The sequence below is a fragment of the Chelatococcus sp. GCM10030263 genome, assembly GCF_042666455.1.
In the GTDB taxonomy this organism is placed as follows: Bacteria; Pseudomonadota; Alphaproteobacteria; order Rhizobiales; family Beijerinckiaceae; genus Chelatococcus.
The window spans coordinates 1069873-1091492 of sequence record NZ_JBHTDB010000005.1; the positions used below are offsets into that span (position 1 = coordinate 1069873).

Annotated in this window: 21 protein-coding genes; 12 read left to right on the forward strand and 9 right to left on the reverse strand. The window is 60.3% G+C overall.

Annotated elements, in window-relative coordinates:
- The first annotated feature begins 67 nt into the window (after positions 1–67).
- Both ACFQU1_RS15180 and ACFQU1_RS15185 read left to right on the forward strand, forming a co-directional pair.
- Complete coding sequence (locus tag ACFQU1_RS15180) at positions 68–988, forward strand: amidohydrolase family protein (protein ID WP_378133947.1); 921 nt, start codon at positions 68–70, stop codon at positions 986–988.
- Between the two features lie 260 nt (positions 989–1248).
- Entirely contained in the window at positions 1249–2160 is a 912-nt protein-coding gene (locus ACFQU1_RS15185; RefSeq protein ID WP_378133949.1) for a LysR family transcriptional regulator, read from the forward strand.
- 61 nt (positions 2161–2221) lie between these two features.
- Here ACFQU1_RS15185 and ACFQU1_RS15190 read toward each other — a convergent pair whose 3' ends face one another.
- Genes ACFQU1_RS15190 through ACFQU1_RS15205 form a run of 4 tightly spaced genes read right to left on the reverse strand, consistent with a single transcriptional unit; the run spans position 2222 to position 6403 of the window.
- On the reverse strand, positions 2222–3658 hold the full coding sequence (locus ACFQU1_RS15190; RefSeq protein ID WP_378133951.1) for an FAD-binding oxidoreductase: 1437 nt from the start codon (positions 3656–3658) through the stop codon (positions 2222–2224).
- Between the two features lies 1 nt (position 3659).
- On the reverse strand, positions 3660–4934 hold the full coding sequence (locus ACFQU1_RS15195) for a TRAP transporter large permease (protein ID WP_378133953.1): 1275 nt from the start codon (positions 4932–4934) through the stop codon (positions 3660–3662).
- The gene (locus ACFQU1_RS15200; protein ID WP_378133955.1) at positions 4931–5443 is read right to left on the reverse strand and encodes a TRAP transporter small permease; all 513 of its coding nucleotides are present in this window, start codon (positions 5441–5443) and stop codon (positions 4931–4933) included. Before ACFQU1_RS15200 ends, ACFQU1_RS15195 begins: the two co-directional genes overlap by 4 nt.
- 6 nt (positions 5444–5449) lie before the next feature.
- Positions 5450–6403: a DctP family TRAP transporter solute-binding subunit gene (locus tag ACFQU1_RS15205; RefSeq protein ID WP_378133957.1), complete on the reverse strand. Its 954-nt coding sequence runs from the start codon at positions 6401–6403 to the stop codon at positions 5450–5452.
- 425 nt (positions 6404–6828) lie between these two features.
- Between ACFQU1_RS15205 and ACFQU1_RS15210 the strand changes: the two genes are divergently transcribed.
- The 6 genes from ACFQU1_RS15210 to ACFQU1_RS15235 all read left to right on the forward strand — a co-directional run bounded on the left by ACFQU1_RS15210 (position 6829) and on the right by ACFQU1_RS15235 (position 12623).
- Complete coding sequence (locus tag ACFQU1_RS15210; protein ID WP_378133959.1) at positions 6829–7656, forward strand: SMP-30/gluconolactonase/LRE family protein; 828 nt, start codon at positions 6829–6831, stop codon at positions 7654–7656.
- A gap of 113 nt (positions 7657–7769) precedes the next feature.
- Complete coding sequence (locus ACFQU1_RS15215; protein WP_378133961.1) at positions 7770–8519, forward strand: RraA family protein; 750 nt, start codon at positions 7770–7772, stop codon at positions 8517–8519.
- A gap of 725 nt (positions 8520–9244) precedes the next feature.
- Positions 9245–10519, forward strand: a complete 1275-nt coding sequence (locus tag ACFQU1_RS15220; RefSeq protein ID WP_378133963.1) for a tyrosine-type recombinase/integrase — start codon at positions 9245–9247, stop codon at positions 10517–10519.
- 79 nt (positions 10520–10598) lie between these two features.
- On the forward strand, positions 10599–10994 hold the full coding sequence (locus ACFQU1_RS15225) for a hypothetical protein (RefSeq protein WP_378133965.1): 396 nt from the start codon (positions 10599–10601) through the stop codon (positions 10992–10994).
- A gap of 120 nt (positions 10995–11114) precedes the next feature.
- Positions 11115–11336 carry a hypothetical protein gene (locus tag ACFQU1_RS15230; RefSeq protein WP_378133967.1) on the forward strand — a complete coding sequence of 74 codons (222 nt, stop codon included), beginning with the start codon at positions 11115–11117 and terminating at the stop codon, positions 11334–11336.
- A 78-nt stretch (positions 11337–11414) separates the two neighbouring features.
- Entirely contained in the window at positions 11415–12623 is a 1209-nt protein-coding gene (locus ACFQU1_RS15235; RefSeq protein WP_378133969.1) for an integrase arm-type DNA-binding domain-containing protein, read from the forward strand.
- A 784-nt stretch (positions 12624–13407) separates the two neighbouring features.
- On the opposite strand, the gene ACFQU1_RS15240 is transcribed toward ACFQU1_RS15235, so the two are convergent.
- Positions 13408–13704 (reverse strand): hypothetical protein, encoded by a 297-nt coding sequence (locus ACFQU1_RS15240; RefSeq protein WP_378133971.1) that lies wholly within the window; start codon positions 13702–13704, stop codon positions 13408–13410.
- 94 nt (positions 13705–13798) lie between these two features.
- Here ACFQU1_RS15240 and ACFQU1_RS15245 point away from each other — a divergent pair, with 94 nt between their 5' ends.
- Complete coding sequence (locus tag ACFQU1_RS15245) at positions 13799–14050, forward strand: multiprotein-bridging factor 1 family protein (protein ID WP_378133973.1); 252 nt, start codon at positions 13799–13801, stop codon at positions 14048–14050.
- On the opposite strand, the gene ACFQU1_RS15250 is transcribed toward ACFQU1_RS15245, so the two are convergent.
- The 4 genes from ACFQU1_RS15250 to ACFQU1_RS15265 all read right to left on the reverse strand — a co-directional run bounded on the left by ACFQU1_RS15250 (position 14043) and on the right by ACFQU1_RS15265 (position 15085).
- The gene (locus ACFQU1_RS15250; protein ID WP_378133975.1) at positions 14043–14303 is read right to left on the reverse strand and encodes a hypothetical protein; all 261 of its coding nucleotides are present in this window, start codon (positions 14301–14303) and stop codon (positions 14043–14045) included. The genes ACFQU1_RS15245 and ACFQU1_RS15250 overlap by 8 nt on opposite strands.
- A 9-nt stretch (positions 14304–14312) precedes the next feature.
- On the reverse strand, positions 14313–14591 hold the full coding sequence (locus ACFQU1_RS15255; protein WP_378133977.1) for a hypothetical protein: 279 nt from the start codon (positions 14589–14591) through the stop codon (positions 14313–14315).
- Between the two features lie 75 nt (positions 14592–14666).
- On the reverse strand, positions 14667–14807 hold the full coding sequence (locus tag ACFQU1_RS15260; protein ID WP_378133979.1) for a hypothetical protein: 141 nt from the start codon (positions 14805–14807) through the stop codon (positions 14667–14669).
- 32 nt (positions 14808–14839) lie between these two features.
- On the reverse strand, positions 14840–15085 hold the full coding sequence (locus tag ACFQU1_RS15265; RefSeq protein ID WP_378133981.1) for a hypothetical protein: 246 nt from the start codon (positions 15083–15085) through the stop codon (positions 14840–14842).
- Between the two features lie 136 nt (positions 15086–15221).
- On the opposite strand from ACFQU1_RS15265, the gene ACFQU1_RS15270 reads away from it, so the two are divergent.
- Genes ACFQU1_RS15270 through ACFQU1_RS15280 form a run of 3 tightly spaced genes read left to right on the forward strand, consistent with a single transcriptional unit; the run spans position 15222 to position 21495 of the window.
- Entirely contained in the window at positions 15222–16112 is an 891-nt protein-coding gene (locus ACFQU1_RS15270; protein ID WP_378133983.1) for a WYL domain-containing protein, read from the forward strand.
- 8 nt (positions 16113–16120) lie between these two features.
- The gene (locus tag ACFQU1_RS15275; RefSeq protein ID WP_378133985.1) at positions 16121–18085 is read left to right on the forward strand and encodes a DNA methyltransferase; all 1965 of its coding nucleotides are present in this window, start codon (positions 16121–16123) and stop codon (positions 18083–18085) included.
- Positions 18082–21495 carry a DEAD/DEAH box helicase gene (locus ACFQU1_RS15280; RefSeq protein ID WP_378133987.1) on the forward strand — a complete coding sequence of 1138 codons (3414 nt, stop codon included), beginning with the start codon at positions 18082–18084 and terminating at the stop codon, positions 21493–21495. The genes ACFQU1_RS15275 and ACFQU1_RS15280 overlap by 4 nt, the downstream gene beginning before the upstream one ends.
- The last annotated feature ends 125 nt before the right edge of the window (positions 21496–21620 follow it).

Genomic DNA, 21620 nt, shown 5'->3' on the forward strand with positions numbered 1-21620 from the left:
GAGCCGACCTCGCGCACCTGCTCGGCGCAGTGATCAGAGGCCAACGAGATCAGGAGATTGAGCGCCCATGACGCTTGCGGGAACCGGCACCCTCGACGGTGCTCCTCTGCTGGGCGTGACGCATACCGCGCCCGCCTTTGTGGTGCCACCCCAGTCCTGCGACTGCCATGTGCATGTTTTCGGACCCGCGGACCAGTTTCCCTTCGCAGCGGGACGGCTCTACACGCCGGGACCGGCCCTGGTGCAGGATCTGGAGGTCCACCAGGCGCTGCTGCGCATGGACCGGGTGGTGATCGTCCAGCCGAGCCCTTATGGATTTGACAACTCCTGCACGATCACCGCGGCGCGCAGCATGGGTAATCGGGCGCGCGCGGTCGCCGTCGTAAGACCTGGGATCGGAGAAGCGGAACTGGAGGCGCTCGATAAGGCCGGCGTCCGCGGCCTGCGCGTCAATCTGGAATCCCGCGGCGAAACCGACCTGTCGGTCGCTCGCGCAGCAATGGAGCAGGCGGCGCAGATCGCCAGCCGTTTCGGATGGCACGTCCAAACCTATGCCAATTTGACGGTACTGGCTGGCCTTGCCGACGTGATCGGGCGGCTGCAGGCAACCCTCGTGGTGGACCATTTCGGGCGGGCGAGCGCGCGGGATGTGGAGGCAGGCGATCCGCGGCTCCAGAAGCTCCTCGAACTCGTCTCGAACGGCAAGGTTTACGTCAAGCTGTCGGCACCTCACCGCAGCGCGGCGAAGGCGGACGGCTCCGATATGGAGAGTGTCGCCCGTGCCTTCATCGACGCCAATCCCGACCGGATGCTGTGGGGATCGGACTGGCCCCATCCAGGTGGCAAGCCGGGTGCCTTTCGCGGTGCGGGAATCGAGCCTTTCCGCCCCGTGGATGACGGCGAAACGCTCAACCGTCTCGCCCGATGGGCAGGTGCGGCGCTCGACAAGATCTTGGTAGACAATCCGGCGCGGCTCTACGGGTTCTGAGCGGTCGACCTCGTATCACGCAGATGATCGAAGTCTTTGGAGCGTCCAGGGCGGGGCGGCGCCTGTGACGCCCATTGCGCCGAGTGGGGCGATGGGAGCCAGCGGGCTGATGAACCTGGGGCCCAGGCGAAACTTCGGCGGCTCCCCCGCGCTTCGGCTTCGGCCTTCATCCATGCGACGCTGGAAGAACTCGCCCCGGCGGCTTAACGTGAGCCGAATCGGCCCGGTAACCCCGGAGCCGCTCAAGGTTTTGCCCGTCCATGACCCTTTCCACTCGGCAGCTCGAAGTCATTCACGCGGTGATCAGGGCGGGTTCTGTGACGGACGCAGCCGCCGCGCTCGGCATTTCTCAGCCGGCCGTGAGCATGATCCTGCGCGAATGCAATGAGATTGCCGGTTTTCCGCTCTTCTTGCGGCGCCAGGGACGGTTGCAACCCACGAATGAAACCTACGTGCTGCTGCCGGAGCTCGAACGCGTCTTCGAGGGAATGCGGCGGGTCCAGCGACTCCTGAGCGATCTCAAAGATGCCACCGTTGGTGTCGTCAACATAGGTTCGCCGCCGCTGGTAACAGACGTGGTCATGCCCCGGCTCCTGAGCACTTTTCACAAGAGCCATCCGAAGATTCAGGTCAATCTCTTCGGGATGGACAATGACGACGTCATCGACCACATCGAGAGCGATCGGGTCGACTTCGGCTTGACGATCTCGCCCTATCCCAGCCTGATGGGTCATATCCTCGACCTGATCACCACGCCGCTGGTCTTCATTGCGCATGAGAGCCACCCGCTCGCCCAGAAGGCCCGCATCGTGCCAGACGATCTAGTCGACTCCCAACTGATCACCTTCAATCGTACGCTACCGATTGGCATCGTAATCGAAAATGCCTTCCGGCAAACCTCCGTACGGCGTACGGCGGCGGTCGAGATTACGCACACATCGACCGCCTGCATCCTGGTGCGGCACAGGGTGGGCGTTGCTCTGGTGCCGGAAATCGGATTGCGTCAGGCCAATCTGGCGGGTCTCGTTCAGCGCCCGTTCTTTCCCGAGGCGCATATCATCGTCCAGCTCTGGCTGCCTCAACACAAGCCGATGTCGCGTTCGGCGAAGCTCGCGGTCGCAGCCCTGAAAAAGGTTTCAACGGAATTCAAGTGGCCTGCCGAAGCCCCATAGAGTGCGTGAGGCCGCACATATCGCGGCTGCTCCCTACCGGGACAACAGCTGCTTTCGATGGCTAGGGCGCCTCACCTAAAAGAATCTTGCCGGGATTGAAGATGTTGTGGGGATCAAGCGCCCGCTTGAGAGTGTGCATCACGGCGATTGCCGCGGAGCCGTGCTCCTCCAGCATGTATTTGATCTTTCCTTGCCCGATTCCATGCTCGCCTGTGCATGTTCCTCCGATCGCGAGAGCGTCGTGCGTCATGTCGGCGATCAATGCGAAGGTGCGCTCGCGCTCATCACTGTCGTAATCGACCATGAACTGGACGTGGAAATTGCCGTCGCCGACATGCGCGACGATCATTCCAACCAGACCGGATTTGATGATCTTGTGTTTGGTGCGCTGAATGATGCCCGAAAGCCTGGAGATCGGAACGCAAAGATCTGTCGTGATCGGCTTAGTCCCCGGTCGATAGGAGGCGTTCGCCCAGTACACATTGTGCCGGGCCGTCCAGAGCGCGTTGCGCTCCTCCGTCCGGGTGGCCCAAGAGTACCCTTTGCCGCCGAATTCGGATGCAGCCTCCTCGAATTGCCGGCGCTGCAATTGGACCCCGTCGGCAGTGCCGTTGAACTCGATGAACAGATGCGGAGCCAGGTCGAGCTCGAGCTTCGAATAGGCATTCGCTGCCTCGATCTGCCTCTCATCCAGTAGTTCGACCCTGGCGAGCGGAATGCCGAGTTGCAGCGCGTAGACGGCGGCGTCGCAGGCACTCTCGATCGTCTCGAAATGGCAATAGCCTGCCAGGATGGCCTCGGGCGCCGGAAAGACGCGCAGTGACACCTCGCTGATGACGCCGAGCGTTCCCTCCGAGCCGACGAACAGATGAGAGAGGTCATAGCCCGACGACGATTTGCGCACGGCGCGGCCAGCCTCGACGACTGAGCCGTCGGCAACCACCGCCTTCAGCGCCAGGACGTTCTCCCGCATCGTGCCATAGCGAACGGCCGCCGTTCCCGACGCCCGCGTCGCGACCATACCGCCGATCGTGGCATTTGCCCCCGGATCTACGGGAAAGAACAATCCGTAACTACGCAAATGATCATTCAGCTCTATCCGCGTGATCCCTGGTTCGACTACGCAAGTCCCATCCTCCGGACTGACCGCCAGGACTCCGTTCATCTGTGAGAGATCAAGAGAGATGCCGCCAAAGGGGGCGTTCACGTGCCCCTCGACGGAGGTGCCCGCGCCAAAGGGGACGATCGGTACGCGATGCGCTGCGCAGATCTTGACCGTTTCCGAGATGTCTTCGGCTGTCCGCGCAAAGATCACCCCATCGGGAAGCTGCGCCTCGTGATACGTCAAGTTGTGCGCGTGCTGCCGCCGCAGTGCCTCCGAGGTGACGCAGCGCTCGCCAAAGCGCGCCGCAAGCTCGGCGATCGCTGCGGCAAGGGATTGTGCGGACGGGTTCTGCCGACTGCCGGCTGCTGCCCTCGGCAGCGCGACCGATGCCATTTCACGACCTCAATAGATGGAGAATGCCGACCGAAAGGGCCGGCACATAGGTGATGAGCGCGAGGCAAACAATCACCACTGCGATGAAGGGCAGCAGATAGGGAACGAGCGTTTGAAGCGGAATGCGCGCCACAGCGCAGGCGGCGAAGAGATTGACGCCAACCGGCGGCGTGATCATGCCCAACGCCAGGTTCACGATCATGATAAGCCCGAAATGGACGGGGTCGATTCCCATGCCCACAGCGATCGGAGCGAAGAGAGGGCCCAGCACCAGGATCGCCACCGAGGTTTCCACGATCATGCCGACGAAGAACAAGGCGATGTTCACCGCCAGGAGGAAACTCCATGACGAGGTGAAGGTGCTGTTGATCCAGTTTGTCAGGGCGACCCCGCCGCCGGAAATGTTGAGCAGATAGCTGAACAGGCCGGCCGCCGCGATGGTGAACATGATGAACGACGTCGAGATCGCCGACTTTCGGACAATTCCGAAAAGCTGTCTGAAGCCGAGCTCGCGGTAGACGGGGCCTGCAAGCAGCAAGGCGTAGAATACTGCCGATACCGCTGCCTCGGTCGGCGTGAAAACGCCGCCATAGATGCCGCCCATGATGATGACCGGAAGGAGCAGCGCCAGGATACCATCGAGCGCTGCGCGGCCGAAGCTGACCCGGTCTTCGTCGGGTTTGTAGTTCCGCAGAAGCGACCAGATCACGACCGTAGCCAGCAGGGCGCCCGCAATCAGGAAGCCGGGGCCGATCCCTGCGATGAAGAGATCACCGATCGATGTGCCCGTCGCGACGCCATAGAGGATCATCGGGACCGACGGCGGGATGATCACTGCAAGCTCGGCCGAGGTGGCCTGCAAGGCGGCGGCGAAACCGATCGGATATTTCTGGCTCACCATCGCCGGGATGATGATCGAGCCGATGGCGAAGGTGGTCGCGACGCTCGAGCCGGACACTGCGCCGAAGATCAGGCAGGTGAGCACGCAGGTCGCCGCCAAGCCGCCGGGCAGGTGACCGACCATCGACTTTGCAACATTGAGCAGCCGGCGCGACACGCCGCCGGTCTCCATGATGTTCCCTGCAAGGATGAAGAGCGGAATGGCAACCAGTGGGAAGCTGTCGATCGAGACGAAAAACTGCTGAATGACGATGAGGGGCGGCGTGCTCGTGAAAAGGAGCAGCCCGACAATTGCTGCGAACGCGATCGACACCGCGACGGGTACACCGAGAAACAGCAACACGACGAGGCTGCCGACCATGGCCAGCGACATCATAGCCCGAGCTCCAGGCTCTTATCGCTGATCTTGGAACGGTGTGCGGCGATGGCGTTTGCGAGCACCGACAGGATGGACAGCGTCGTGCCGACCGGGATCGCGAGATAGACCCAGGCGATTGAGCTGCCGAGGCCCGCAACCGTCTGGAAGCGGACCCGGGGCAGGATCGCCCAACCATACCATGAGACGAAGGCAAGAAGGGTGATGGTCAGGCCGGCGAGCGCTCCGACCACGATCGCTCTTTTCTCGCCGACCAGCTTGGGAAGGATGTCGACCGATACCATCGCCCCTTCGCGGAAGGCTGCAGGCATGGCCATGAACACGGCCCAGATCATCAACGAGCGTATGAGCGCCTCGGACCAGTCGAGCGGCTCCTCGAGCACAAAGCGCGAGACTACCTGATAAAGGCAGCAACATGAGAGCAGGAGGAGGCACAGAACAGCGATGACGAGACAGACGCCCGTCGTCCAACGTTCCAGTCGCTCGAGAACAAGGACGGCGAAGCGCATCGCGGGTTACTGAACGGCCCTGATGCGCTCTATCAGGTTCTTTCCGAACTGCTTCTCGTAATAGGTGCCGTACAGTGGCTCCAGGACGTTGCGGAAGGCCTCCACATCCACGTCGTCGACCACCTGCAGCCCGCTATCCTTCATGAGTTTCAAGCCCTCGGCCTGCTCCTTGTCGATCCGCGCGCGTTCGGCCTCCACACCGGCGCGAGCAGCCTGCTTGAACCAGCCTTTCTCCTCGTCGGTCAGGTCGTTCCATATCGAAGGGGAGAGAACCATCACGATATTCGTGAGCACGTGCTGGGTTGGGCTGAGGTATTTCTGTACCTCATAGAGTCGGCCCGGAACCATCACGGCGATCGCATTTTCCTGGCCATCGAGCGTTCCGGTCTGCAGCGCGGTATAGAGCTCGGCAAAGGCCATGGGCGTCGGCAGCGCACCAAGGGCCCGGAACGCCCGCAGGTGCACGTCCGACTGCATCGTGCGCAGCTTCAGGCCCTTCATGTCCTCCGGTTTTCTGATCGGCTTGTTCGACGTGGTGATCCCCCGGAAACCGGCTTCGCCGAAAGCCAATCCAATCAGGCCGTGCTGCTCATATTTCGCCAGGATCTCCTGGCCGATCTCCCCGTCCTGGACCTTCCGCGCATGTGCGGAGTCGCGGAAGAGATAGGGCAGGTCGAGAACCGCGGTTTCGGGAACGAAGTTCTCCATCGTGGCCGTCGAGGTCTGGGTTGCGGAGATAGTCCCGAGTTGCACGGCCTCGATCGCGGCCCGCTCATTCCCGCCGAGATAATTGGCGAGTTCCTCCACAACGAACTTGCCGCCGCTGACCTTCTGCAGCTCTTTCTTGAACGCCTTGGTGAAATCCCCGAAGTGCGAATTCTCCGGCAGGCCGTATGCCACCTGGATCTTGGTCTGCGCGAAGGCCGTCGTCGCGGCAAAACAGGCGAACGCTATAGACAAGAAACTACGCCGAAAAACCATAATCTCCCTCCCATCGGCAGTGAAGATAGCTGCCGTTAAACGTATTCTTGCGAACCAGAAGCCTATTCCGCAGAGGCCCCGAACTCTATAGGCCCGTGTTTATTTCTTCATCAGCAGAGCTTATGTTGCCGCGGTCGCGCAGCTCAGCCGGGCCGAAAAGGGGCAACGTGTCGTGAGCTCGGCGGCCAGAGGCCAAAGCGTTATAATTTCAGCTTATGTAGATATAATTGCATAGCAATAGCGAAGTGCGCTGTGGACCGATATCCTTGGGCTTCATCCATTAATACCCGAAGCAGGCTCCGCTTGCACGGAGGACGGAATTGTACGGAACACTGGCGAAATTCTCGGTCAGACCGTCGGATCTAAGCTGGACGGGGCACGATTTGAGCCGACCAGAATGTATCTTGGCTGAACCCGACGGGACGCTCTGGGTGGCGGACAACCGGGCGATCGTGACCAAGATCGGCCCTGATGGTAGCCAAGTGCGCCTGGGTGAGATGCCGCCTATGCCGAATGGCATAGCGCTCGACCGGGATGGCTCGCTGCTCGTCGCCAATCTCGAGACGGGCGAACTGTTCCGCATGCTCCCGGACGGGCAGAAACAGCTTCTTCTCGACAGCTTCGAAGGCAAGCCACTCGGCTCGCTGAACTTCGTCTACATCGATGATCTCGGTGATACCTGGCTCACGATCTCGACCCGTACTGTACCGCGCAGGAAAGCGCTCGACGAGCCCATCGATGACGGCCTTTTGCTGCGGCTCGACGAGCACGGCGCGCCGCGGTTGATGGGCCGCGGCTTCTGGTTCACCAACGAGGTCCGGATCGACCGCGAACGAACCTATGTCTATGTCGCGGAGACGACCGCCGGGCGTGTATCGCGCGCGCTCCTCGGCAAGGACGGGCGTGTGGCGGAGTTCGAACGCTTCGGTCCCGATCCGCTGTATCCAGGCGCGAGGGTCGATGGCATCACCTTCGACGCTGCGGGCAACCTGTGGGTGACGGAGCTGTCGCGCAATGCAATCGTCGTGATTGCGCCGGACGGATCGAGCACCACGATCTTCGAAGATCCGCCAGGCGAACAGGTGCGCCTGCCAACCAGCATTACTTTCGGAGGAGAGGATCTCAGGACCGTCTATGTCGGCTCCCTGGTGCTCGACAAGCTGCCGACCTTCCGTTCACCGATCCCGGGGGAGCCATTGTATCACTGGCGCCGGAAAAGCGGCGCATCATAGGCGCCATCAGCCGCATCACGAAGCGACCAGGAATCTCGCCGGGCTCAGCCCGACAGCCGTGCGACGGAACGATCCCGTCGGCCAACAGCTCACCGCCCAGGAGGACACCGCACATGGCTTCCGTCTCCGCCCTGCACCTGCACTCGCGCGACCCGATCATTCCCTCACAGATCAGGCGACGGTTTCCGCGGCCCGCAGCCGAACATGTCGCGACGATAGCGCGCTTTCCGGCCACGGACGTCAGCGATCTCGTTGGACGTTTCTACACGACGCAGGGAATCAAGCCGCTCTACCAGACCGCGCCCGCTTTGTGCGCCACGGCCGTCACCGTGAAATGCCCGCCCGGCGACAATCTGGGCGTGGTCAAAGCGATCTCCTCCGCGTTGCCCGGCGACGTGCTCGTCATCGACGCCCAGGGCTTCACCACCTGGTGTCTCGGCGGGTTTCAACTTCTGCGCGCGGCTGTCGAGGATTACGGCCTCGCCGGTTTCGTGATGAACGGCGCCTATCGCGATATCGAGGACGCAGAGCAGGCCGGCTTTGCGCTTTATGGCGTTGGCGTGTCGGCCTGGTCGGGCCCAAAGGCCGGCCCCTTCGAAATTAACGTCCCCGTCTGCTGTGGAGGCGTCATCGTTCATCCAGGTGATATCATCAGCGCCAGCGCGGAAGGGGTCGTTGTCGTGCCACGTGCCTACAGCGGGGCCGTCGCGGACAAGCTCGTCGAGACGCTCGAGGCGGGAAAATCGTCGGCTGACAAGAAGAGCGAGGCGACGGCCGTCTCGGAGTTCATCCGAAAGGTCGATGCTCACATCAACGACGTTTTCGAGCAAGGCGGCGGGGTCTATATCGAGGAAGACCTCTGAGCCTCAGCCGGCCGCGCTGGTGGTGTCACGCAAGCGGCTCGTGGCGGCTCTCCCCCCTGCCTTTGTGTGGCACGCCGGACCTGGTCCGGGAGGGGCCTCTCATGCATCCCTCAGGTTCGAGATCGTCGACGTAGGCCTCAAGAGGGTGGCCGGCCGCCGGACGAATTCGTGGATGTCAGTCCTGGTCGACCTCTCCAGCCGGCTCGGATCGATCCGATCCTGGTATTTGCGCCACTGTGCCCAGTGCCGACTTATGACGGGGCGTTCCTGCTTCGAGGCGGCGTGTTGTGAGCTGGCCACATCAGAGCGGATCTCGATCCGCCAACGGGAAGAAGCTCGTGTTCATGGAGAACGGCTGCGGGGTTGACGCGAGCCGATCGGCTATCTGTCGCCGAAAATAGGTCTTCTCGTGCTTACTCTCGCTTACCCACGATCCAACCAAAGCCGGGTAAGCAAAGCCGGCTCCGTGGAGCCGCCTTTATCGCGCTGATTTTTCGAGAAATTTTGGAGCGGGCGAAGGGATTCGAACCCTCGACCCCAACCTTGGCAAAGCCGGCCGGGCGGGTTACGGCGACTTGCGGCGCATAACGTAGAATAACACTAACTATTTGATTTCCTTATCAAATTACTGTTTTTCTTGAGGCAGAGGCAACCCGCTGCCGAACGCTGAATAACGCCGATTTACATCCGCGTGGCGACCCGGTGGCGACCCAGAACACCGGAAAATGGCCCGCGCCAAGATCACCAAAAGGCTCGTCGACAGCCTGCAGCCCCAAGCCAGCCGCTATGTCGTCTACGACACGGAGGTGAAGGGTTTTGGTGTTCGGGTGACACCTTCGGGAGCCGCCACCTACATATTGGAATACCGACCCGACGGCGGCGGGCGGAACGTCACCAAGAAGCGCATGAGCCTCGGCCGCGTCGGGGAGATCACGCCCGAGGAAGCCCGCAACCTCGCGCGCAACCGGCTGGGCGAGGTCCGCCACGGTCATGATCCTCTGGAGGATCGCCAGACCAAGCGCCGCGAAATGACGGTCGGCGGCTTGATCGATCAATGGGATGAGGAGAACCCGCCCGGCCGACGCACCGGCAAGCCGATGGAGCCCCGCACCAAAGCCTACACGCTCTCGCGGCTCCGACACCATGCCGTGCCGATCCTCGGCCGCAAGCGCGTCAGCGAAGTGACCGTGGACGACATCAACGATTTCATTCGCCGCGTGTCGAAAGGCGAAACCGCGAAGAATGCCGTGGGGCCGCGCAAGCGCGGCCGGATCAAGGTGCGCGGCGGAGAGGGAGCGGCCCGCAAGGTCGCCGCCGACCTCTCGCTGGTTTTCGGCTATGCGGTCGAGAAAGGTATCGTCACCGCCAATCCGGTTTCGGCCGCCCGCAAGCCCCGGCCCGGCAAACGGTACGACTTCCTCAGCGAGGACGAATTCGCCGCGATGGCGGAAGCGCTCACCGCTTTGGAGGCCGAAGGCGTCAATCCTCTCGGCATCGCCGTCCTGCGCCTTCTCTTGCTGACCGGGGCGCGGCCGTCCGAGATCGAGCAGCTTCGCTGGTCCGAAGTGGACCAGAAAGGCCGCTGCCTGCGCCTCGAAAAGAGCAAGACCGGCTATTCGGTGCGCCCGCTCGCGCCGGCCGCGCTCGACCTTATCAACGCGCAGCCGAGAAGGCCGAAATCACCCTTCGTCTTTCCCGCCTCGCGCGGTGACGGACATTTCGTCGGTTCGAAGAAGATTTGGGCAGAGGCCCGCGAGCGCGCCGGCCTGCCGAACCGCGTCCGCTATCACGCGCGACACGCCATCGCGTCCATTGCCTTGTCGGAAGGGATCGATGTCGCATCGGTCGCCGCGTTGATGGGGCACAAGGGACCGCGCACGACGCTCGCCATCTACGCCCATGTCATCGACAGCCGCGCCGCCGAGGCCGCCGACAGCATCGGCGCGAAGATCGCAGCAGCGATGGCGGGAAAAGCAAAATCCCGAACCAGTGGGGAATGAAATCCCGTCTCTGTTAGCCGGCCTATACGCGGCTCTTATTGATATGGGGACTGTTTCCCACCAACAGGAGACGATCGACATGCAAGAACTTCTGACTCGCGCTCAAGCTGCCCGCTTCCTGCAAAGCTATGGCATGCGCACTACGGCCGCTAGCTTAGCGACTTCGGCAACCAGAGGGGGCGGCCCCGTCTTCATACATGTCGGACGCTATGCGTACTACAGAAAGAGCGATCTTCTGGACTGGATGCGCCTTCGGTGCTCCGGCTTTCTCGATTCCACCTCAACGCCATCGAACGGCAATACCGGCGGCCTTTTCGCCTACGAGCCGGATAACGGCGACCTTGAGGACGAATGGGATTACCGCAACACCGGGGATCGCAATTTCGATGAGGTCACGCGACTGGAAGAAGCCGGAGAACTCGACGCCATGATTCAGGCGGCCGGCGAGAGATATCATCACTTCGAGATTCGGTAAGCGCGGAATCAAAATAGATTTTGCAAAACAATCGCTTAGTTGACACCCGCAATAGGTCTGGTTTGTAATGGAGGGGCGGAGTTTCCGCCCTTTCACCGCAAGCTGAAAGGACTTGAGACTATGCGTGAAGACATCGACCTCAACGACAACTTCATCCTGATCCCGGCCGCCTCCGGCGGCGGTGCGCTGGTGCGCCGCAGCCAGATCGCCGGAGGCCGCGCCAACGGAGCGGACGGCGCGATCATCTATCTGGCGGCGGGACCGAGCGTCTACACCACCGCCACCATTCCGCAGATCGCCCGCTATCTCGGCGCGGAGGTCGCCGACATCCGCCGCGAGTGATCGGACCTTCGCCGCGCTCATCGATGCCGCCGGTGACCCCGGCGGCATTTTCATATCCGAACGCCGAAAGGATCACGCATGGCCACCATCGCCGGACTTCCCTATGAAAATCTCGATCCGCCCGCCCTTGTCGCGCATCTGGACGAGGAACAGCCGAGACGCCGACGCGGCCAGCGGGACTATGTGCAAGTTCGCCTCACCGACGAACTTGTCCGAGCGGTGCAGGTGCCCGCTCGCGAGGAATGGGTTCGCGACGGCAGCGTTCCCTATCTCGCACTGCGCATCCAGCCAGGCGGCAGCAAGAGCTGGTACTACCTCTACGCCGATCGCGACGAGCAGCATTCCGAGCGTGAGCACTTGGGCGGTGCATCGGATTACACCGTGGACGAAGCGCGCCGGAAGGCGGAATGGCGGCATGCCGGTCACTACGGTATTGCCCGGCGAGCGCCGAGGCTCCGCCGTGACATGCCGTTGAAGGAGGTCGTGACGCTCTATTTCTTCGAGCGCAGCCCGGCCGATTCCGATTGGTTCAGGGTGATGGAGCGCTTGTTCGCTCGCTACCTGACACCGAGGTTCGGCAGCCAACCGCTCTCCGCCCTCGACCGCGACCGCTGGCTATTGTTGGCGGAGAAGGTCGCCGCCGACCGTCCGACGCGTGGCGTCAATTTCCTCAAAGGTGCGAAGGCTTTCCTCGCTTGGGCGGTTGAGCGCGGCTTGCTGCAAGCGAATCCGCTGGCGAAAGCCAAGCTCGACCTGCCGCCCGTTCGCCAAACCACCTTTCTGTCGGTGGAGGAAATCCACGCCATCTTTGAGGCCGCTGCACGCCTCGGCCATCCATGGGCCGCGATGATCGGCCTCGTGATCCTCACCGGCGAACACATCGAGGATGTACGCGAGATACGAGGCGAAGCCGTCTTTTGGGACGAGAGCGCCTGGGCCGTCGAATATGATCGCTGGCGCGGCCCCCATCTGGATAGCTCGCGCCGGATCGACCTTGCGCCGGAAGCGATGGCGCTGCTCGTACCCTACCGAGGCAGGCGGGGGTATCTCTTCGCCTCGCCATATTCGCTCCTGAAACCGAAGCCCATCAACTTCTATAGGGAGATCAACGAACGCTTGCGGCAGGAAAGCGGCATCGCCAAGCCGTGGACGGCGCGCGACCTCTGGCTGTCCGTTCAACGCGAGGCAGGACGGTTGAAGAAGGGCACGGAGACATGGGCGGTTTGGGCCGGGTGGATCGCCTCGGGGCGGCATCCGAACGCCGAGGATTTCGAGGTGGAGCTTTGAGCCGGATGCCATCGGCAGGCCGGAACCGAGGCGGAGAAAGTCCGTGTCGAATTGTGAAACGAGCATTCCATGCGAGCGGAATCCGGCGCGGACAGGAGGCGCAACGAGCGGCCCGGCGGGCGAGTCCGCCTCATGAAAACTGAAACAAGCCGCTCGGCTTACCTATTAGGGCGTGGCCGGTGAATTCCACATCAGGAGATGCGACAGGCGAAACACCGATGAGCCGCGGCGCGATACGCACTTGAAAATGCCAAAACGTCTAGCCAAGTCGTCCGAAGCGGGGCGCTCAAAAGTCCACCTGCCGGAAAATCGCGCCAGAAATTTTGAAGCGAGCACGTAGTGCGGAGGCTTCCTGTGAAGCCCGGCAGGAACAGCCCGCGCGGCGCGTGGAGCGGGAATGCCGGATGAATGTGACAGCCGCCGCGGAATCGCCTTTTGCATGCCTGCTATCGAGTCTGTCAGGCCGTATCTCGAAAGCTGAAAGCTCTTCGGATCGATCAGCCTTCCTCTTCGCCGGGGTTGTCGCCGGGCTCAGTCATCGGGAAGAGTATAAGGGTATAGCACCGGCACCACCCCCCAACCGCTCTCCCAGCATTGTCCTTGCGACAATGTTCAAGGTCCAAAACCAACTTAGGAATAAACGAAGTATCTGGGTGCCAAAACGCAGGCTTAGGTGAAAGAGAATTCAGGATACAGAACGGTCTCGGATATCTACTCTCATAGGACGAATGGGATAGCTTTCCGGCACTCGCATGATGAGTGTCGGAAAGCATCCTTCCTCCCCTCAGCTTCTCGGCCCTTCCCACTCCCCAGCCTCATAGCGCCGCCAAAGCTCACGCCGCACCCGATGCCATTTCCCCTGCTGGAATGTCTCGGAATAGCGCCACGCTCGATCTTCCTCGATGAAAGCGATCTCCTCGGCGCGCGGCCCATGCTTGGCAATCAGCTCGTCGGCAAGCGCCTTGATCTCACCTACCGGGATCAGTCGAGGGCGGATGCTCAATTCCCATGTGTGCCAGAGCAGCGTGCCCCAAATGGGCGAAGTGGCTATGCCGCCAATGATCAAACCGGAAAGCTCCATCAGCAGCCCCACGCCGCCACCAAATATCTGAATTTAAGATAACTGAAAATCAGATATAAATGAAGACCCCATCTGGAATCAGGTGGGGTAATTCGTGGTCAAGACGCTTGGCACCGAGCGCCACAAGGCCCTGATCGCGCTACTGATCGAGAAGCGCGAAGCGGCTGGACTGACGCAAAGCGACTTGGCTGCGAAGCTGGGGGAATACCAGTCGTTTGTTGCGCGCCTCGAAAGCGGGCAGCGGCGGGTGGATGTGGTGGAGTTTCTGGAACTGGCGGAATTGCTCGACTTCGACCCCGCTGCTGCCATAACGATATTAGCGAGTGTCAGGCGAGCGATCAGTTGATCGTGTATTCTCGCCACGGGATTGCCCGTAGCGGGACGGAGGCCATGAACCGCGAGATGTCGGGGCGTCCGAAATAGGTAGGACGTCCCCGACCGTCTTGCGCCATGAGCACCACCGGCACCCCACCGAAGACCGGCATGAAGCCACGAATAGCGCGATCGGCTTCCGAACGGTTCTGGATCACATGGGGCTTGACCACCACGACCGCGAAGGTCTGCCCTTGTTCGCGGATGACCGCGCCTTGCACGCGCATCGCCGCCTCCTACGCCGCCATCTTGGGCTTGCGGCCGTCGAGCCATTCCCAAGCCTCTTTCGGAAGCCAGCCCTGATAGTCGCGGGTGACGCCGATCACGAGGAAGAAGTCGTTCTTGTCGACATGCGGGGCGAGCCGATCCCAAATGCCTTGGGCGGTCAGACTGGTGTCCACCAGCCAAGTCGAATCGAGGTGGTGCCACCAGACGCCGCACGACTTGATGGCCTGATACAGCGCCTCATAGTTTTGACCCGGACGCTTCAGGTCATAGTTGATCGCGTAGATCATGAGTTCGGCCCTCCTTGAGCCGGCAGATTGATGAAACGAGGGCCGGGTAGCTCCCGGCCCCTGACTTCGCCGCGCCTACTTCTTCTTGTTCGGACGCTGGGTGAGGGCCGAGGCCGCCGCCGACTTCGCCGCCGGACTGGCTTTCGGGTCGCGGAGCACTTGCGACGCCGCAGTGGCAGCCTTCGCGCTCGTCACTTCCTTGTTGGACTTCGCCATATTGATCACCTCCTTTCCGGGCAGATTGCCGCCTACCGCAAGCGGCGCTTCACTTCCTCGATGAGCGCGGGCGACCCCGCGACCTCGAAGGAGAGATTGTCGAGAGAGCGCCCGACGACCTTCACGGTCGGCGCAGCGCCGGTTTCGGGATCGCGGACATCGCGCAGCTTCTGCGCAACCCCGTCCTGAACCTGCTTGAGCATCGCCTTCTCCAACTGGTTGGCGATGTCGTTCGGGCGAACCGTGCGCCCATTCAGTTTGAACTCAACCTTGACCATCGTCGCCGCTCCTTGTGCATCGAGCCGGATGGCCCTTGACCACGAGTCGCCGATGGGGATAGAAAATATTCGCGATGAGCCGAGGCTGTCAAGGTCCGGATACTTTTGATCCCTATCTTGGGAGGAGTGGCTTCAGATGGCCGAAGATGGGCAGGGCTTGAAGTGGGGCATCGAGCAAAGGCTCGAGTTCATCGAGTTCCGGGTGTTTTGGGAGGATGGTGTCAACCGGGCCGACATCATCGAGCGCTTCAAGGTTTCCGTGCCCCAAGCGTCGAAGGACCTGACGCACTATCGAGAAATCGCACCGGAAAACCTTCGCTACGACGCCAGCTTGAAGCGTTACTTCGCGAGCGAGTCATTCAAGCCTCGATATCTGAAGCCCGATGCCTCCGACTATCTGATGCAGATGGCGGCCAAGGACCTCGCGCCCTATGCCGCCAGCCAGTCGTGGGCGGCCCAACCTTTGGCCTTCGCCACAATCCCCTTACCGAAGCGGATGATCGATCCGGCGATGTTGCGCCAACTGCTAGGCGTCATCCGGGCAGGTCAATCGGTCGAAATCCGCTACCAGTCTCTCAACCCGGACAAGCCCAAGCCGCAATGGCGGAGGATCACGCCGCATGCATTCTGCTTCGACGGGATGCGCTGGCATGCGCGCGCCTTCTGTCACGACAACCGCGACTTCCGCGATTTCATGCTGCCACGAATCATTGGCCTGCGCGCGGAGGCGGAGCCGGGTCTATCGGCAGACAAGGATCGCGCCTGGCATGAGACTTATAGGATCAAGCTGAAGCCCCACCCCGGGTTATCGGATGAGCAGAAGCGCGCTGTCGCGTCCGACTACGGAATGAAAGATGGGGAATTCGAGGTGCCGATGCGACTCGCGATGCTGTTCTACTTCAAGAAACATCAGCGGCTCGACTACAAAGAGCATGAAAGATCGCCACAGCAGCAGCACATAGTCATGGCTGACCCCGATTCAGTTCGCGAAGCCGAAGCCCGCGCCAAGCGGCCGCCCGTTCTGTGAGAGTAGACATGTCTGACAAACCCAAGATTACCTATGGCCCGAACAATCCTCACCCACTCTCACAGATGCGAACAGAGTTGGTGTGGGAGGGGAAGTACGATGAGTTTGGTAATCGCCGCGAGGTGAACGTTGCCAATATTGCCATGCCGCTACAACGTATTGAGACTATCGATGAGCCCCGTTCTAGATCAGAGGCCCAAGGTAGACTCTTTGATGAAAAGAAAGCTCATCATGACGATTTCAGGAACAGGCTGATATGGGGAGACAATAAAGCAATTCTTGCTGCTTTAGCAAAGGAGTTCAGAAATTCAATTGACTTGATATACATCGACCCCCCTTTCGATGTCGGTGCCGACTTCAAGCTGACTGTTCCCCTTGGCGGAGATGACGAGCAAATCCATAAAGACCAGTCGATAATGGAAATGATCGCGTACCGTGACATTTGGGGCAAGGGCACTGGCTCATATCTGCATATGCTCTTCGAGCGGCTGACGCTAATGCGCGACCTGCTCTCCGAAACGGGGTGCATCTACGTGCACTGCGATAATACGATGGGGCATTCGATAAAATTACTTATGGACGAGGTCTTCGGAAGAGAGAATTTTCTGAATAACGTGATCTGGTCATATCAGACACGCCATAGCAGTGATCGGTTTTGGAATAGGAAACATGATGACCTTCTTTTGTACAAGAAGGGGTCTAAGTGGACATTCAACTGGAATGTTGAAGGTGTGATTCAGCCGCTATCGGATGTGACTATCAAAAAATATCGACTGAAAGATGAAAATGGTCCTTACCGCCTTTGCGGGCGCTTCATAAAGGGTAGTCCCATCAAAGGGGCGAAAGACGTTGATCCAAAATGGGAGACTACGAATCCGGAGCTAGTTGTAAGAGATTACCTACGACCCGGCATACCTCCGAATGACTCTTTTTTCATTCCAATGGAAAACCAGTCATCTAATGACAGAACGGACTACGCAACGCAAAAGCCGTCTGCTCTGCTTGAAAAGCTGATCAAAGCATCAAGCAATGAAGGTGATCTCGTCGCGGATTTCTTTTGCGGATCAGGGACGACTGGGGCCGTGGCAGAGCGCTTAGGGCGGCGATGGCTGATGGCCGATTTGGGTAGATTCGCCATTCACACTACTCGAAAGCGAATGATCGGGATCCAGCGTGAGTTGAATGACAAGTCGATTCCATACCGGTCATTCGATGTCTTTAATCTCGGGCGTTACGAAAGACAATGGTGGCAGCAGGACGCGCTGAAGGGAGCGGAAGATGAGCATCGAACTATCGTTTTGAACTTCTTTCGCGCCGAACCCCTACCACATGCGCCTTCACCGCTGATCCACGCGCGCAAAGCAGCAGCATTCGTGCATGTCGACGGGATCGACAGCATTTTTTCTCGGGAAGAAGCAAAGGCCGTTGCCGCCGCCGTGAAGGCGGCAGGTGGGAAGCAGGTTCACTGCCTCGCTTGGGATTTCGAGATGGACATTCGGCAAGCCATCGCCGCTATCGAAACAGAGCTTGATGTGAAGATCAGGCTGCATCGCATCCCGCGCGAGATCATGGAGAAGAACCGCACGGAGGTTCCCCCCTTCTTCGAGGTGGCCTTGCTTGAGGCCGAACCTGTAATCCGCAAAGCCGCGAAGGGCAAGCCGGTGGAAATCAAGCTGAAGAACTTCCTGCCGAGCTTGACGGAAGTCCCGTCGAAGGAGCTTGAAGCCCTACAGGAACGGGCGATGACGAGCGGCTTCGACTTCATCGACTTTTGGGCGGTGGATTTCGATTGGCAGCCGGGCAAGCCGTTCAATCACCATTGGCAGGATTACCGCACGCGCAAGGATCGCTCCTTGAAAACGGTAAGCGACGCCGAATTCATCTACGAGGCGCCCGGTCGATACACTGCCTGCGTGAAGGTGGTCGATGTGTTCGGCTGTGACACCAGCATCACGGTGGAGATCGAGATATGACCGACGCCCCTGCCGAAACGATTTCCATCAACGCCGCAGCGCTGGAGCCGCTGTTCGCGCCTTGGGAGGAGCCAAGCAAGCACCGCGTTCGCGGCGCAAAGGGCCAGCCGCCCGAGATCAAGACGTATCGTCGGCAGTCGCCTATCCGCATGGTGAACCCGTTGCGCGCCGCCGTGAAGGAATGGCGCGAACTGAACTACTTCGGGGCAAGCGACACGACCCGCGAACTCTTGGCTTACTGGTTCGAGCGCCCACACCGGCTGATGAACGGGAGTGGCGAGGAATTCGATTTCCGCTATTATTTCTGCCAGCGAGAGGCCATCGAGACCTTCATTTATCTGATCGAGGTCCGCCGCCTTACGTCTCTCTCGTCCCTGATCTTCGAGTACGGCGGCCCCAACGCCGAAACCGAAGCACTTGGCATCAAGCCCGAAGATGACGAATGGGCGCGATATGCCTTCAAGCTGGCGACCGGAGCGGGCAAGACCAAGTGCATGAGCCTTGCGATGGTGTGGAGCTACTTCCACGCCTTGCGGGAAAGCGGCTCCGATATGGCGAAGCATTTCGTCATCATCGCGCCCAACCTCACCGTCTTCGAGCGCTTAAAGGAAGACTTCCGTCCCGAAGGTGGCGGACCTGACATCTTCCAAAAGGACCCGCTGATTCCGCCGGAATGGCACGGCGACTGGAATTTCACCGTCGTGCTCCAAGACGAAGCCAGCGGCGCGAGCGCCGGCGGTATTCTTTATCTCACCAATATCCACCGCCTGTTCGAGCCGCGCAGCGGACGCCGCTCCGAGGCTGAAACCTACGATTGGGCTGGCCCCACCGTCGCGAAGACCAAGGCGCTCGACACCGGCGCGGAGCTTCGCGACCGTATCACGTCGCATCCGCGCGTCATGGTTCTGAACGACGAGGCCCATCACGTTTGGGACCCAGGCTCGGCTTGGAGCGAAGCCATTCGATGGCTTCATGAGGCGATCAGGAAGCGCACCGGCACCGGGCTGATGGCGCAATTGGATTTCTCGGCCACGCCAAAGGACAACAAGGGCCGCATCTTCCCGCATGTCGTTTGCGACACGCCGCTTGGTGAAGCCGTTGACGCCGGGATCGTGAAGACGCCGATCATCGGTCGCACCAAGGAATTGGTAGAGCAGGCTCATGACGACGCAGCCTACCGCTACGAGGCGCATCTTCGCCTTGGCTATGAACGGTGGAAGCGCAGCCGGAAGGAATGGGAAAAGAGCGGGAAGAAGCCGCTGCTTTTCGTCATGTGCACTGACACTGACGCGGCGAACCAGATCACGGCGCGACTCAACGCTGATGGCGTGTTCGCGGACCTGAACGGGAAGACCATCAATCTACACACGAACCTCAAGGGTTCCGTTAAGCGTCGAAACATCGGCGGACAAACCATCGAGGTGTTCGAGGAAAGCGAAAAGGACATCAGTGACGACGACTTGAAGGCGATCCGGCGCATCAGCCGCGAGCTTGATAGGCCAGACAGTCCATATTCCTGCATCGTGTCGGTGCTGATGCTGCGAGAGGGTTGGGACGTCAGGAACGTGACGACCATCGTTCCGCTGCGCCCCTATAGCTCTGTGGCCAACATCCTGCCCGAGCAAACGCTTGGTCGCGGCCTTCGCCGCATGACCGCGCCTGGCCAAGCCAACGAGCTTGTGACCGTCGTTGAACATCCCGCCTTCTCCAGCCTCTACGAGCAGGAGCTTGAACAAGAAGGCCTGCCAATCGAGGTACTGGACACCGACAAGGTGCCGGCCACCACCGTCACCATCTTCCCGGACGAGTCGAAGGACCTGACGGCGCTTGACATCGTGCTACCAGCACTGACAGCGGCTCACGAAATTCAGCCGAAGCTCGAAGGCCTGACCATCGAGGATGTGAAGAGCGCTTTCGCGCGCTATTCCCCCCTTCCGCTCGGCAGCAAAGGTGCGGTCGATGTTGTGTACGAGGGTCGCCACTTGATCACCGATGAGGTGGTTGAGGTGATGAACATCAGCTTGCCGCTGCTTCAGAACGGCGTCACCGCGATTTCGTTCTACGTTCGGGAGTTGGAAGCCGCTTGCAAGGTGCAATCAACCCATCCGGTCCTTGCGCCTCTGCTTCAGACCTTCCTCACAGATATTCTATTCGCCGAAAAGGCAGGGCTGTTCGACAAGCGGTTGACGAGCCGCCTCGCGGATCAGGACGTGCGCGAGCACATCCGGGCCGTGTTTATCCCTCTGATCCGGGCGCGCACCGTGAAAACGGAAAAGCGGCGACCGGACGGAGTATCGACGCAGCTTCGGAACTGGAGACCCTTCCAAGCTACGCTTTCGGAGCGAAAGCCCGTCGAGAAGGCCAAGCATACTCTCTTCAACCTCGTTCCATGCGATCAGTCGCTTGAGGTTGCCATGACGGCGTTCCTCGACAACTGCGCGGACGTTGTTGCCTTCGCCAAGAATGCCGGGCCGCAAGCGCTGCGCATCGACTACCTCACGGCAGACCAACGCCTAGCGTTCTACCGCCCGGACTTCTTCATCCGGATGGAGACCGGCGAATATGCGCTTGTCGAAACGAAGGGGCGGCAAGACAGCGATGTTCCACGCAAGGCACAAGCTGCCATCGAGTGGTGCAAGGCCGCCTCGAAGGGTGCAGTGAAATGGACCTATGTCTTCACGCCGCAGAACGTTATGGAGCGACTGACCGGCAATCGCTTTGCCGATCTTGCGAGAGCGTGCGTCCCGGCGCTTCAGAACCTTCTCAGTGAGACGACCGCCCAGCCGGAGCTACCGTTGTTCGGGCCGAAATCCGACAATGACGCTGAACAGTTTTTTGGAAAGGACGTGTTCGACCGTCTTCCGCTTCGCGCAAAAAAGGCGGCAACCGACGCGCTGGAACTATATCGATTCTTCGAGAAAAAGACGGAAGCTCCGAACTTTGCTCCTGTCTTCAGTGCTCTACTGGGATCATTCGATGAGGCGTGCAAAACGGTGATCGTTTCACGCCTTCAATCCCATCTGCCCGCAAAGCCCGTCGATCAAAGGGATTGGTTCGAACCTTATATGCCGAGCGGCATCGAAAAGAAGCGTCTCGATCACTATAACGGCATGGCCAAGAACTTGAAGCGAGGTCTCGTCTACGGCAACCCACATTCTGTGATCGGTCTACTTCGGTCATGTCTCGACTACGCGCTAAATGACGCCACAAAGATCGACGGCGTCTTTAAAGCCGTTTCCGCAACATTCAAATTCGACGGCGCCCGCGATTTATTGGACAAGGTGTCAGCGATTAACCTCTTTCGGAACACCTATGTTGCGCACGCTGAGAAAGAACTTCGAGATGCCAAGCTTGCTGAGCAAAATCTGCGTGTATGGGTTTTAGCTCTAGCGAGGATCACAGGCCCATGACGCGGAGCGGTAACCTATCCGTTCCCCTCCCACCGCCCGCTCTCTACAGCGCTATTTGAGGAGCGCGAGAGCGGGCCGTGGAAAGCGAACTCCCCTCAGCGCTCTATCTCTCTATCCCTATATCG